This is a genomic window from Campylobacter sp. US42a (assembly GCF_004379055.1).
GTDB lineage: Bacteria > Campylobacterota > Campylobacteria > Campylobacterales > Campylobacteraceae > Campylobacter_D > Campylobacter_D jejuni.
Window position 1 is genome coordinate 39,652 of sequence record NZ_RYYK01000002.1, and the last position, 12,142, is coordinate 51,793.

14 protein-coding genes and 1 pseudogene are annotated in these 12,142 nt (G+C 29.7%); 7 read left to right on the top strand and 8 right to left on the bottom strand.

From position 1 onward, the window contains the following. Positions 1-3 precede the first annotated feature (3 nt). From trpS to der, 3 genes are read right to left on the bottom strand one after another with little or no spacing between them, the layout of a single operon-like run. Positions 4-963, bottom strand: coding sequence for a tryptophan--tRNA ligase (gene trpS / locus ELQ10_RS02320; RefSeq protein WP_002937048.1), 960 nt, complete (start codon positions 961-963; stop codon positions 4-6). Beyond that, positions 960-1,457: a shikimate kinase gene (locus ELQ10_RS02325; protein WP_134250140.1), complete on the bottom strand. Its 498-nt coding sequence runs from the start codon at positions 1,455-1,457 to the stop codon at positions 960-962. The genes trpS and ELQ10_RS02325 overlap by 4 nt, the downstream gene beginning before the upstream one ends. Then, entirely contained in the window at positions 1,444-2,826 is a 1,383-nt protein-coding gene (gene der, locus ELQ10_RS02330) for a ribosome biogenesis GTPase Der (protein WP_134250141.1), read from the bottom strand. Before der ends, ELQ10_RS02325 begins: the two co-directional genes overlap by 14 nt. A 102-nt stretch (positions 2,827-2,928) precedes the next feature. On the opposite strand from der, the gene ELQ10_RS02335 reads away from it, so the two are divergent. From ELQ10_RS02335 to ELQ10_RS02365, 7 genes and pseudogenes are all read left to right on the top strand, one after another. Further along, positions 2,929-3,861: a DMT family transporter gene (locus ELQ10_RS02335; RefSeq protein ID WP_002877515.1), complete on the top strand. Its 933-nt coding sequence runs from the start codon at positions 2,929-2,931 to the stop codon at positions 3,859-3,861. Beyond that, positions 3,858-4,673 carry a 3-deoxy-8-phosphooctulonate synthase gene (kdsA, locus tag ELQ10_RS02340; RefSeq protein ID WP_133401547.1) on the top strand — a complete coding sequence of 272 codons (816 nt, stop codon included), beginning with the start codon at positions 3,858-3,860 and terminating at the stop codon, positions 4,671-4,673. Before ELQ10_RS02335 ends, kdsA begins: the two co-directional genes overlap by 4 nt. Further along, positions 4,670-5,134 carry a 6,7-dimethyl-8-ribityllumazine synthase gene (gene ribE, locus ELQ10_RS02345; protein WP_002854278.1) on the top strand — a complete coding sequence of 155 codons (465 nt, stop codon included), beginning with the start codon at positions 4,670-4,672 and terminating at the stop codon, positions 5,132-5,134. The genes kdsA and ribE overlap by 4 nt, the downstream gene beginning before the upstream one ends. Beyond that, the gene (nusB, locus tag ELQ10_RS02350) at positions 5,134-5,532 is read left to right on the top strand and encodes a transcription antitermination factor NusB (protein ID WP_002854405.1); all 399 of its coding nucleotides are present in this window, start codon (positions 5,134-5,136) and stop codon (positions 5,530-5,532) included. The genes ribE and nusB overlap by 1 nt, the downstream gene beginning before the upstream one ends. Then, positions 5,529-6,206, top strand: a pseudogene (gene pyrF / locus ELQ10_RS02355) (orotidine-5'-phosphate decarboxylase); the annotation flags it as partial. The gene nusB and the pseudogene pyrF, both read left to right, overlap by 4 nt. Before the next feature lie 57 nt (positions 6,207-6,263). After that, a complete protein-coding gene (msrP, locus tag ELQ10_RS02360; RefSeq protein WP_002857634.1) occupies positions 6,264-7,157 on the top strand; it encodes a protein-methionine-sulfoxide reductase catalytic subunit MsrP in 894 nt (297 codons plus the stop codon). Further along, positions 7,157-7,729: a sulfite oxidase heme-binding subunit YedZ gene (locus ELQ10_RS02365; RefSeq protein ID WP_002857273.1), complete on the top strand. Its 573-nt coding sequence runs from the start codon at positions 7,157-7,159 to the stop codon at positions 7,727-7,729. The genes msrP and ELQ10_RS02365 overlap by 1 nt, the downstream gene beginning before the upstream one ends. Here ELQ10_RS02365 and ELQ10_RS02370 read toward each other — a convergent pair. The 5 genes from ELQ10_RS02370 to ELQ10_RS02390 are packed head-to-tail and all read right to left on the bottom strand — an operon-like array spanning position 7,694 to position 12,142. Continuing rightward, the gene (locus tag ELQ10_RS02370; RefSeq protein WP_004305420.1) at positions 7,694-9,406 is read right to left on the bottom strand and encodes an ATP-binding protein; all 1,713 of its coding nucleotides are present in this window, start codon (positions 9,404-9,406) and stop codon (positions 7,694-7,696) included. The two genes, ELQ10_RS02365 and ELQ10_RS02370, sit on opposite strands and share 36 nt — an antisense overlap. After that, positions 9,406-10,230: a hypothetical protein gene (locus ELQ10_RS02375; protein ID WP_002933966.1), complete on the bottom strand. Its 825-nt coding sequence runs from the start codon at positions 10,228-10,230 to the stop codon at positions 9,406-9,408. Before ELQ10_RS02375 ends, ELQ10_RS02370 begins: the two co-directional genes overlap by 1 nt. Before the next feature lie 10 nt (positions 10,231-10,240). Beyond that, entirely contained in the window at positions 10,241-10,717 is a 477-nt protein-coding gene (locus ELQ10_RS02380; RefSeq protein WP_002854442.1) for a hypothetical protein, read from the bottom strand. A gap of 8 nt (positions 10,718-10,725) precedes the next feature. Beyond that, positions 10,726-11,217, bottom strand: coding sequence for a YajQ family cyclic di-GMP-binding protein (locus ELQ10_RS02385; protein ID WP_002854188.1), 492 nt, complete (start codon positions 11,215-11,217; stop codon positions 10,726-10,728). Then, positions 11,207-12,142: a D-2-hydroxyacid dehydrogenase gene (locus ELQ10_RS02390; RefSeq protein WP_134250142.1), complete on the bottom strand. Its 936-nt coding sequence runs from the start codon at positions 12,140-12,142 to the stop codon at positions 11,207-11,209. Before ELQ10_RS02390 ends, ELQ10_RS02385 begins: the two co-directional genes overlap by 11 nt.

Below are 12,142 nucleotides of genomic sequence, written 5' to 3' on the forward strand. Positions count from 1 at the left end.
TCCTTAAAGTCCGATTTTTTCATAAATTTTTTGCATTTTTTCTTGGGCGATTTTTCTTGCTTTTGTCGCACCAAAATCTAAAATTTCTTTCAAATGCGAAGGCTTTTCTAAAAGCTCATTGTATTTTTCTCTCGCTTCTTTAAAATAAGCATTTACAAGCTCGTTTAAATACATTTTAAAATGTCCATAACCCTCACCACCTTTTTCATAGCGTATTTGCAATTCTTTTTGCCCTGATTCATCTAAAAAAAGCTTTGCGATTTTAAAAACATTGCAGCTTTTAAAATCTTTTGGATCTTCTAAAGCGGTACTATCGGTTACTATGGAAGAAATTTGTTTTTTTAAGGTTTTTTCACTGCTAAAAATATCTATAGTATTTTGATAAGATTTACTCATTTTTGCTCCATCGGTGCCTACAACTACAGCTACTTCTTCATTAACTTTAGCCTCTGGAAGGGTAAAAATTTCACCCCATTCATTATTAACTTTTAAAGCAATATCACGTGCGATTTCAACATGTTGGATTTGATCTTTTCCCACAGGAACAATTTGTGTATCAAAAAGTAAAATATCAGCTGCCATTAAAACAGGATAAGAAAAAAGCCCATGTGAAGCACTAAGCCCCTTAGCAACTTTATCCTTGTAACTATGCGCACGCTCTAATAAACCCATAGGAGTAAATTGCGATAAAATCCAATAAAGCTCCATAACTTCCTTAACATCACTTTGCAACCAAAAAACGCTTTTTTGAGGATCTATACCAAGGCTTAAAAAAGCCGCAGCAGCTTTTAAGGAATTTTGTTTAAGTTTTTCTCCATCCTGAGAAGAAGTCATGGCATGATAATTAGCAATAAACATAAACATTTGGCTTTTTTCTTGTGCATCTACCATTTGCTTAATCGCACCAAAATAATTACCTATATGCAAATCGCCACTTGGCTGAAGGCCCGTTAATACTCTCATTTTATCACCTTTTTAATCTCGCTTAAAAGCTCATCTATATTTTTATTTTCTATATTTAAAATAAAATTTGCCTTTAGTTCATACTTGCTTAAACGCTCATTATATAATTTTTTTGCTTTAATTTCATCATAAAATAAAGGTCTTTTAGAAATTTCATCTTTGTCTAAACGCTTTTTTAAATATTCAAAACTTGCTTTTAAATAAATACAAAAACCTGCTTTTTCTAAATTTGAAACATTAACAAAACCCCCACCTGTAGCAATACAAGCTTTCTCACAAGAACTAAAAAAATCAGACATTTTTTGCTCTTGTTCTCTAAAAAAATTTTCCCCTTTTTGTTCAAAAATTTCACTGACTTTTTGATTAAATTTTTGTTCTATTAAAAAATCGCTATCTAAAAAAACAAGATCTAAATCCTTAGCTAAAGTTCTTGCCAAAGTGCTTTTTCCAGAACCCATAAATCCTATAAAAACGATATTTTTAACTTTCATCATTTTCTTTACTGCCCTTTTTACGCGAAGCAATCACTAAAGGCACACCTTCAAAATCAAATTCTTTTCTGATTTGATTTTGTAAATAACGCTTATAGCTAAAATGCAAGGCCTTAGGACGATTCATAATAAGTGCAATTTTTGGCGGCGCTAAGTCATATTGTACTGCATAATAAATTTTAACCAATTTCCCATAATCATGCGGCAAAGGATGTACTCTTGTGGCATTTTCTATCAAAGTATTAAGCTTAGAAGTTTGGATTTTTTGAGTGAAATTTTCAAAAATTTGCAAAATTTTATCGAGTAAAACATGCACCCTTTTTCCACTTAAAGCTGATACACTAATCACAGGTGCGTAAGCTAGAAATTTAAAACGATCAAGACGCAATTCTTTTACAGTCTTATCAAAATCCATCTCACTTTTATCCCATTTATTTAAAACAATAATCACACCCAAATAATGCTTAGCCACAAGCCCAGCAATGCGTTCATCAAGCTCGTTAAAGCCCTCATGCGCATCTAAAACTAAAAGTGCTATTTGAGAATGAGATAAAATTTTTTCCGTGCGATTTAGGGCAAAGCGTTCGAGTCCTTGAATTTTACCCCTTTTTCTAATACCTGCAGTATCAACAAATTCTATCACTTTATCTTTATGAACTACACTTTCATTAACAGGATCTATAGTAGTTCCTGCGATAGAACTTACAACACTGCGTTCTTGTTTAACCAAAGCATTTAAAAGACTTGATTTTCCAACATTTACACGCCCTACAATACCCACTCTGATATGATTTTGATCGACTTCTTTAAATTGAAATTCTTTTCCTTCTTCATAATGCTCTAAAAAATCTTCTAAATTTTCTTCTTCATCAGGGATTAAAAACTCTTCATGTAAAAATTTTTCAAGCCATTCATAAAGTTCATCTAAGCCTACATTATGAGTTACTGAAAGATTGAAGATTTCCTTTACTCCAAAATTTGCAAACTCCCAAGCCCTTTCTTCATCTTTTTTATTATCTACTTTATTAATGACTAAGGCTATAGGTTTTCCAAGTTTTTTTAAAGAATAAAAAAACTGTCTATCCTCATCATCAGGCGCTAATTTCCCATCAACTAGATAAAGTATGATATCGCTTTCTTTAGCTACTTTTAAAGTGTTTTTTTTCACATTTTTAAAAAGTTCATCACTTTCATCAAGCCCTCCACTATCAATAAGCATGGCTTTTTTTGAATGAATATGAATTTCTGTTTTATTTGTATCTCTAGTTGTACCTGAAATATCACTTGTAATAGCTATTCTTTGTCTTGCCATTCTATTAAAAAGACTTGATTTACCAACATTTGGCTTGCCTATAAGTATGATGCTTTGCATTTTTTTCCTAGAAAATTATATTTTTAAAATTATATAAAATTTGGCTTAATATTAAGCAAAAAAAGACTAGAATTAACCCAGGATTTTAGTCAAGGAAAAAAAATGCTAAAAGTAATCAAGCATAATCTAGGAATTTATTTCATGATTTTAGCATGTTTGGATTTTGCACTTATGGGAGCTTGTGCAAAAATTCTTAGCAAGGAAATGAGTTCTATAGAAATTATGTTTTTTAGAAATATCATAGGAATTTTTTTCATAGTCTATCTTTTAAAACGATCTAAGGCACATAAAGAAGGGGGACATTTTTGGCTCTTGGTATTTCGTGGAGTAGTAGGCACGCTTTCACTATATATGTTTTTCTATAATGTTTCAAATATTACACTAGGCGGAGCTTTTGCTTTTCAAAAAACCGCTCCTATTTTTATTACTTTAATAGCTTTTGTTGTTTTTAAAGAAAATATTGGCATCAAAGGCTGGATAGGAATTTTAATAGCATTTGGTGGAGTGCTTTTAATCGCTCAGCCTTGGGCTCATAATTTAAATCATTCAGGCTTTGATTTAAAAAATTCAGTTATAGGTATCACGAGTGGATTTTTAGCCGCTTTAGCTCTTACAAGTGTAAGAGAACTTAGAAAATCTTACACTACAGAACAAATTGCCTTTTCTTTTATCCTTTTAGGAACCTTAATGCCTTTAATTTCTATGATCAGTGCTGAATTTTTTGAACCACAGCATCTTGATTCTTTACATTTAGATTTCATTCTAGCACCTTTTGTGATGCCAAGTCTTACAGCTTGGCTTATCATTGCCATTATGGGAACTTTAGGCACCATTTATCAAATTCACGTCACTAAAGCTTATGGTATCGCTAAACAAGCAGGAGTAGTTGCCGGAGTTAGTTATCTTGATGTAGTATTTAGTATGATAGTTGGGATAATTTTAGGAGATAATTTACCAAGTACTATGGTTTTTTTAGGTATAATAGGCATTATTTTTGGTGGATTAATTTTAGTTAAGAACAAAGGAAAAAAATGAAAAAAATGATACTCATTGCTGGTCCTTGCGTGATAGAAAGCAAAGATTTGATTTTTAAAGTTGCTGAACAGTTAAAAAATTTTAATGAAAATCCAAATATAGAATTTTATTTCAAATCAAGTTTTGATAAGGCTAATCGCACAAGTATTAATTCTTTTCGAGGTCCTGGTCTTGAAGAAGGATTAAAAATTTTACAAAGCGTAAAAGATGAATTTGGCATGAAAATCTTAACCGATATACACGAAAGCAATCAAGCAAACCCTGTAAGTGAAGTAGCTGATGTCTTGCAAATTCCTGCTTTTTTATGTCGTCAAACCGATTTACTTGTAGCCGCAGCAAAAACTAAGGTAAAAGTTAATATCAAAAAAGGACAATTTTTAAACCCAAGCGATATCAAATACAGTGTTAAAAAAGTTCTACAAACCCGTGGTATAGAAGATGAAGGCTATGAAGCTGCTCAAAAAAATGGTGTTTTTGTAGCTGAAAGAGGAGCTAGCTTTGGCTATGGAAATCTAGTAGTAGATATGCGTTCTTTAGTTATCATGCGTGAATTTGCTCCAGTTATTTTTGATGCTACCCATAGTGTACAAATGCCAGGGGCTGCAGGTGGAAGTAGCGGAGGGAAAAGCGAATTTGTAGAACCTTTAGCAAGAGCGGCAGCAGCCGTAGGCATAGATGGCTTTTTCTTTGAAACACATATTAATCCTTGCGAGGCTTTATGCGATGGACCTAATATGCTTAATCTTACACGCCTTAAAAATTGCGTTAATACATTACTAGAAATACAAAATATCATAAAGGAAAACAAATGAACATTATTGAAGGAAAATTAAATTTAGACTCAAATACAAAAATTGCTATCATTAATGCAAGATTTAATCATATCATCACAGATCGCCTTGTAGAAGGAGCAAAAGATGCTTTTTTAAGACACGGAGGCAAAGAGGAAAATCTAAGCCTTATACTTGTTCCTGGTGCTTTTGAACTTCCGTATGCGTTAAAAAAAGCTATAGAAAGCAAAAAATTTGATGCAATTTGTTGCGTAGGCGCAGTAATTCGTGGCTCAACTCCGCATTTTGACTATGTTTCAGCAGAAACCACCAAAGGCATAGCCAATGTGAGTTTAAATCATAATATCCCTGTAAGCTTTGGTGTTTTAACTACAGATACAATAGAACAAGCCATAGAAAGAGCTGGAAGTAAAGCAGGCAATAAAGGCTTTGAAGCTATGACAACTGTAATCGAGATGTTAAATTTAAGCAAGGAGCTTTAATGGCAACGCGTCATCAAGTTCGCCAAAGCGTCATCTCCTTGCTTTATGCTTTTGAATTAAATTCTCAAAACAACGTTTTTGTAGATGAAATTTTAGATGAAAAAAAAATACGCAATGAACAAAAAAATTTTACTTTAAATTTATATCATGGAATTTTAGACAATTTAAACAATATTGATGAAACCTTAAATTCATTTCTAAATGATAATCAAATTACAGCTTTAGGACATGTAGAAAGAGCTATACTAAGACTTGGAGCTTATGAGTTACTTTTTACCGATACTCCTAGCGCCATTGTTATCAATGAGGCTATAGAACTTGCCAAAGAACTTGCTAATGATAATTCTCCAAAATTTATAAATGGAGTTTTAGATGCCTTGATAAAGGCTAAAAAATGAAGCTTTGTGTCGCACTTGATCTTTCTACAAAAGAAGAATGCTTGCAACTTGCTAAAGAATTAAAAAATTTAGACATATGGTTAAAAGTAGGTTTAAGAGCATATTTAAGAGATGGTTTTAAATTCATAGAAGAACTTAAAAAAGTTGATGATTTTAAAATATTTCTTGATCTTAAAATTCATGATATTCCCAACACTATGGCAGATGCTTGCGAAGAAATATCAAAACTTGGTGTTGATATGATCAATATCCACGCAAGTGCTGGAAAAATAGCTATGCAAGAAGTTATGACACGGCTTAGCAAATTTTCAAAAAGACCTTTAGTTTTAGCAGTTTCTGCTCTTACGAGTTTTGATGAAGAAAATTTCTTTAGTATTTATAGACAAAAAATCGAAGAAGCTGTAATTAATTTTTCAAAAATATCCTATGAAAATGGACTTGATGGTATGGTATGCTCTGTTTTTGAAAGTAAAATCATCAAAGAACACACTCAAAGAAATTTCCTAACTCTCACTCCAGGAATTCGTCCATTTGGAGAGAAAAATGATGATCAAAAACGCGTCGCTAATTTAACAATGGCTAGAGAAAATTTAAGCGATTTTATAGTAGTTGGACGCCCTATTTATAAAGATAATAATCCTAGAAAAATTTGCGAAAAAATTCTACAAGAAATTTAATAATCATTATCCTTGTTATGTTTTAATAATAAAAATTTTTAACAAGGAAAAATTATGATTATAACCCCTGAGAATTTATATAAAAAAAGAAGAGATTTTTTAAAACTTGGAGCAGGTGCTTTAATAAGTTCAAGCGTGCTTGCTTCTAAATTATCTGCTTTAAATTTCACAAGCGATACTAATCCAAACAAACTTGAAATCAGCGATGAAGAACTTGCTACAAATTATGTCAATTTTTATGAATTTTCAACAGATAAAAAAAAGGCTGTATCATTGGCACAAAATTTCAATACTCAAAATTGGAAAATCGATATCAGTGGAGAAATAGAAAAACCTTTAACTTTAAGCATGGAAGATATTTTAAAATTCCCACTAGAAGAAAGAATTTATCGTTTTCGCTGTGTTGAAACTTGGTCTATGGTGGTACCTTGGGTAGGCTTTGAATTGCGTCGTTTGATTGAAATGGCAAAACCTACAAGCGAGGCAAAATTTGTTAAATTCACCACTCTTTTAGATAAGAGCCAATTTCCCGATCAAGACGCTTTATTTCCAACTATAGACTATCCTTATGTAGAAGGACTTCGCATGGATGAAGCTATGCATCCTCTTACCTTGCTTGCAGTAGGAATGTATAAAAAAGCCTTAAAGCCTCAAAATGGTGCTCCAATACGCCTTGTTGTTCCTTGGAAATATGGCTTTAAAAGTATTAAATCTATAGTTAAAATAGAATTTACCAAAGAACAGCCTAAATCCACTTGGGAAAGTTACGCTCCAAGTGAATATGGTTTTTATGCTAATGTCAATCCTAATGTTTCTCATCCTAGATGGTCTCAAGCTAACGAGAGGGCTTTAGGAGACTTCTTTACCAAACCTACTTTAATGTTTAATGGATATGAAAAAGAAGTGGCAAGTTTATATAAAAACATGGACTTGAAAGTGAATTTTTAATGCAGACAAAATACTTTAAATTTCTTGCTTATTTTAGCTTTATCATAAGTTTAATCTATGGCTTTTATCATATCATAAAAGCCTTTGATTTTGTAAAAGAAGCCTATATTTACACTGGAATATTTGCTTTAATCTTTTTAAATTTAAGTCTTTTATTTTCTTTACTTAAATTTAAAAAAACAAAAAATTATCCTAAAATTTTAGGTATTTTTGCAGCTTTTTGGGCGATTTTGCACTTTTTAAATTATTTTATTTTTGATAGAAATGCTCAAATTTTAAGGCTTTTCGATGATATTTCACATCGTTTATTAGAAGCAAGTGGATTTATCGCATTTTTAATCATATTTTTAATGCTTTTAAGTTCTTTTAAAATCTTTAAAAAACTTAGTAAAATCAGAAAACTAGGATATTTATGCTTAGTTTTGGCAAGTTATCATTATTTTTTAACCCCAAAAATTCCTATGTTTTGGGAATGGAGTGCTTTAATTATAGCTTTGTTTTATTTTATAGTTCGCTATACAAAAACATTAAAAAAGTTAAAATCCAACAATCTTACTTTTATCAAAACTTGAATTTAATTCTTTTTGTATGCTTTCTATAAAATCTTGCATTTTAAAAACCCCATCTTTTGATACAGCTACTTTCAAAGCTGTATTCTTCACCACCATTAAAATTTGTGCTCCACTTAATTCATAATTTGATAAAATATTTATATCAAAATCTTTTTCAAATAATGCTTTTTTAGGTAGAAATTTTTCCCAAATTTTAAGCCTATCTTTAAAATCAGGTTTTTTAAATTCTATCTTATAATCAAATCTTCTTGAAAATGCACTATCTAAGCTTTCTAAAAAATTTGTCGTAGCGATAATTACACCACTAAAACGCTCAATTTGCTCTAAGAATATATTTTGCATTTGATTATGCATTTTATCGCTACCACTACTTCCATCTACACGCGTACTTAAAAACTGATCGGCTTCATTGAGAAGTAAAATAGGACTTTGTTTACAAGTTTGCACGATATTTTTATAAGTATCAAAAATTTTTCTTACATTTTGCTCACTCTCTCCAACCCATTTGCTCAAAATTTTAGAACAGTCAAAACTAAGAACAGATTTTTTCATTGATTTAGCCATAGCTAAAGCTGACATAGTTTTTCCAGTACCAGCAGGACCATAAAAAATAATTTTAGCTTCTATATTTTTATTACTCTTTATACCCCAAGAATGAAGTCTTTCTAGGACTTTTTTATCTTGTTGTTTTAAAATATTTTCTAAAAGCTCTTTTGTATTTTCAGGCATAATAATATCATTGATGTCAGTGCTTGGTTCTATAAGCTCGAAAATATCTTGATCTTTTAAAACACTTTCAATTTTGATTTTTTTACTTTGTTTTGGTTCAAAATTTATAATTCTTTGTAAAATTTCATCAATAATAAAAAAACTTTTAGAAATATCTCCAAAAGCATTTAAATATTCATCATACTCGATTAAGTTTAAAAGAGGAGCATTTTCTTGTAATAGTTTTTTGTTTTTGTGTCTTTCTAAATCATTTTCACTGATTAAAGAAAGTAAAGAATTCATTTCTCTAGAAATCGAACTTTCATTACTTAAGGCGTATTCTTCTTTTAAAAGTGCTAGAAAAATAATTTGTTCTTTATGTTCAAGATTGTATTCTTTAAAAATATCAGCCAATACATTATAAAATTTACTTTTTTTTAGTCTTTCTTTGATATGTTTTTCATAAAGTTTAATTTGATTTTTTATTTCACTATTATAAGCACTTTTTTGTATAAAACTTAATCTTTCGTATAATTGAATACGCACAAATTCATCTTTTAAATATTCTAAATAATCTGCATAAGCCTCTTGTTTCTCAAAGTTTAAACGAGGTTTTGCTTCTAAAAATTCTAAAAAATATTCACTTAAACTAAGCTCACTTTGCAATAAGGCAAGAGTTAATGTTTGAGTTTTATTATTTTCCAAACTTTTAAAAAAACTCGAATTTTGATTTACAAAACCTCTTTCGATAAGTTTTTTTAAATCCTCCAAAGCATCAAGATAAAGATACTTATCATTTCCAAAAATTGTCGATAATAAAGTAAAGGCATTGATAGAAGAAATAGAAACGACATAATTTCTACAAAGCTCTCTAAGAATCAAAGCTTCATTTTTAGCACACTTAAGCTCTTTATAAATTTGAGTATCTTCTATATTTTTCAAACTTAAAAAATTTTTTAATTTTTCCATTATTTTTTAAATTCCTTAAGCTCATCTTCATTAAATTCTACGCAAATATTTTCATCTAAAAAATGACCTTCAAAAGGTAGATAACAAATTTTTAGTTTTCCATTGTTAAGCAAAAAATTATTATTAAATTGTAAATTTTGCAGATCTTCAAAACACTCATCACATGTATTTTTAAGCTTCTCATGTAAAAGATTTTGAAATTTTTGATTTTCAGTATTATACAAATCATTTAGTTTTACAAATGCGTGAGCATTAATATCATAAACAAAATTATTTAACTCTAAAATAGCACGGCTCATACCATCTTCATAAAAATAATACCATTCTTCAAAACTAATTTTTCCATCTTGTAAAAAAATAGGTTTTTGGCGAATTTGCTCAAAGCTAAATACACCCTTATGAACAGGATGAAATTCTTTAAAATCATCATTAAAACCTATAAAATCAAGACTACGCTTTATACGAATGCCATCTTGCGTTTCGACAAGTTCTAAAGTAGTTGTTCCTAAATTTTCTCCTTGAAAATTTTTATTATCATATGTAAGCATTTTAGAAGAATTGATTTTATATTTTTTACGCTCATCCTGCCAAAAATCATTTGTCTTAACGAGCGGAATCTCTAAATTTCCATTTATATCATCAATAATTAAAAAACTAGAACTTGTTTGATTTTTATCCCTGTCAAAAAGTGGAGTCATAGGTGCATTATCATAAACTATGGCAAAAATTTCTTTATCCTGCAAATGATAAAAATACAATTCACCTTTATAAACTTGCGCTAAAGCTAGATTTACAAAGCAAAATACCAGTAAAAAAAATTTCAAACTCTATCCTTCAATTTTGAATATGCGTTAAGATAATTTTAGTATGTGAAATTTTATCAAAAAAACTTACTTTATTATCACAAACTTGATAAAAAATTTCATAATTTTTTGCTTTTAAATTTTGCTCAAAACCACAATCAGTTTTTTCTAAATTTTTACCCTGCCATAAAGCATTTGCCTTTAAAATATCACTTAAAATATCATCATAATATACATTTTTAAAAAATTTTTGATTAAACACTTTTTTATCATAACACACTGCATTGATACAAATTTTATCTTTGATTTTGAGTTCAAAAAAAGCTTGCCCTAGTTTATAAACTTCTAAATTTAAAGCATTATTTTCTTTTTTTAAAAAAGCTGCGTCATTGATTTTTATCATAGGAGAAGCAATCAAAACCATCAAGCTTTGACTCGAAAAATTTTGATTTTTCACACTACAAGCACAAAGAAAAAAAATAAAACACAGAGCTAAACAATGCTTCAAATTTGACCTTATTTAAGATTTTTAAAACTGATATTTAACTCTAAATCAAGCTCTTTTACAAGCTTCATCACAGCTTGTAAATCATCAATTTGTTTTGCTACAACACGAATTTCTTCACCACGAATCGAAGAATTAACTTTAAGTTTGCTATCTTTGATAGCTTTATTGATTTTTTTGGCATTTTCACTATCAATAGCATCGTTTGCTTTCAAATTTAAACGAAACATTGCTCCACTTTCACGAGAAAGCTCTTTAATAGCATTAGGATTAATTCCTCTTTTGATAAGTTTAGAAATCACTATATCTTTTAAAACATCAAGCTTTCCTTCACTAGAAGAACTGAGTTTAAAAATACTCTCTTTTTCGCTTAAATCAATCTCACACTTAATTCCTTTTAAGTCATAACGACTATCAAGTTCTTTTTTAGCTTGTTCAAAAGCATTTTTTAACTCTTGTTTATCTAAAGCTGCTGAAATATCAAAACTATGTTCACTTGCCATTTTCTATCCATTCTTTTAAATTATTATAAACTATATCCATTAAAGTATTTAAAGCCTCCTTGCTCGCCCACGCAACATGAGGAGTGATAATAAGATTTTCTTTATTTTTAATGCTTAAAAGTGGATGATTTTTCATCATAGGTTCAATTTCTAAAACATCAAGCCCTACACGAATATTTTTTTCATCTATGATTTTAGCTAAATCATTTTCATTGACAATCCCACCTCTTCCTACATTAATCAAAATCACATTATCTTTTAAATGCTTTAATTCTTCAAAGGCGAGTAAATTTTTGGTTTTTTCATTTAAAGGTGCGTGGATACTTATAATATCGCAAGTTTTTAATAAATCTTTTAATTCCAAATGTACAAAATCTGCGTTTTTATTAGCTCCACTCGTAGAATAATAATAAATTTCGGCTCCAAAAGCCTTTGAAATTTTTGCCACTTCTTTACCTATGGTTCCTAAACCTATAATACCATGTTTTTTACCACTTAAGGTGTTTAAAATTCTACTATAATCTGTAAAAATAGGACTTTCACACCATTTACCCTCTTTGCTCCATTTGTCATAATAAGGTATTTGATTTAAAAAAGCAAACATAAACGCAAAAGTATGTTGCACCACACTCATAGTAGAATACCCAGCAGCATTTTTTACAATAATACCTTTTTCTTTAGCATACTCAATATCGATATTATTAACCCCTGTTGCAGTTTCTAAAATGAGTTTTAAATTTTTACAAGCATCAATCACATCTTTATCAATTACAACCTTGTTTGTCATGGCGACATTAGCATCTTTTAAACGCTCTATGGTTTGCTCTTTATTTGTTGTAGTATAAATTTGCAAAGAACCAAATTTTTCAAAAACACTTAAATCATAATCCCCTAAAGTTGCCGCATCTAAACAAACAATTTTCAT

Coding starts and splice junctions, on each gene's coding strand:
- trpS (WP_002937048.1), bottom strand. CDS start 963: ATGAGAGTATTAACGGGCCTTCAGCCAAGTGGCGATTTGCATATAGGT.
- ELQ10_RS02325 (WP_134250140.1), bottom strand. CDS start 1,457: ATGATGAAAGTTAAAAATATCGTTTTTATAGGATTTATGGGTTCTGGA.
- der (WP_134250141.1), bottom strand. CDS start 2,826: ATGCAAAGCATCATACTTATAGGCAAGCCAAATGTTGGTAAATCAAGT.
- ELQ10_RS02335 (WP_002877515.1), top strand. CDS start 2,929: ATGCTAAAAGTAATCAAGCATAATCTAGGAATTTATTTCATGATTTTA.
- kdsA (WP_133401547.1), top strand. CDS start 3,858: ATGAAAAAAATGATACTCATTGCTGGTCCTTGCGTGATAGAAAGCAAA.
- ribE (WP_002854278.1), top strand. CDS start 4,670: ATGAACATTATTGAAGGAAAATTAAATTTAGACTCAAATACAAAAATT.
- nusB (WP_002854405.1), top strand. CDS start 5,134: ATGGCAACGCGTCATCAAGTTCGCCAAAGCGTCATCTCCTTGCTTTAT.
- msrP (WP_002857634.1), top strand. CDS start 6,264: ATGATTATAACCCCTGAGAATTTATATAAAAAAAGAAGAGATTTTTTA.
- ELQ10_RS02365 (WP_002857273.1), top strand. CDS start 7,157: ATGCAGACAAAATACTTTAAATTTCTTGCTTATTTTAGCTTTATCATA.
- ELQ10_RS02370 (WP_004305420.1), bottom strand. CDS start 9,406: ATGGAAAAATTAAAAAATTTTTTAAGTTTGAAAAATATAGAAGATACT.
- ELQ10_RS02385 (WP_002854188.1), bottom strand. CDS start 11,217: ATGGCAAGTGAACATAGTTTTGATATTTCAGCAGCTTTAGATAAACAA.
- ELQ10_RS02390 (WP_134250142.1), bottom strand. CDS start 12,142: ATGAAAATTGTTTGTTTAGATGCGGCAACTTTAGGGGATTATGATTTA.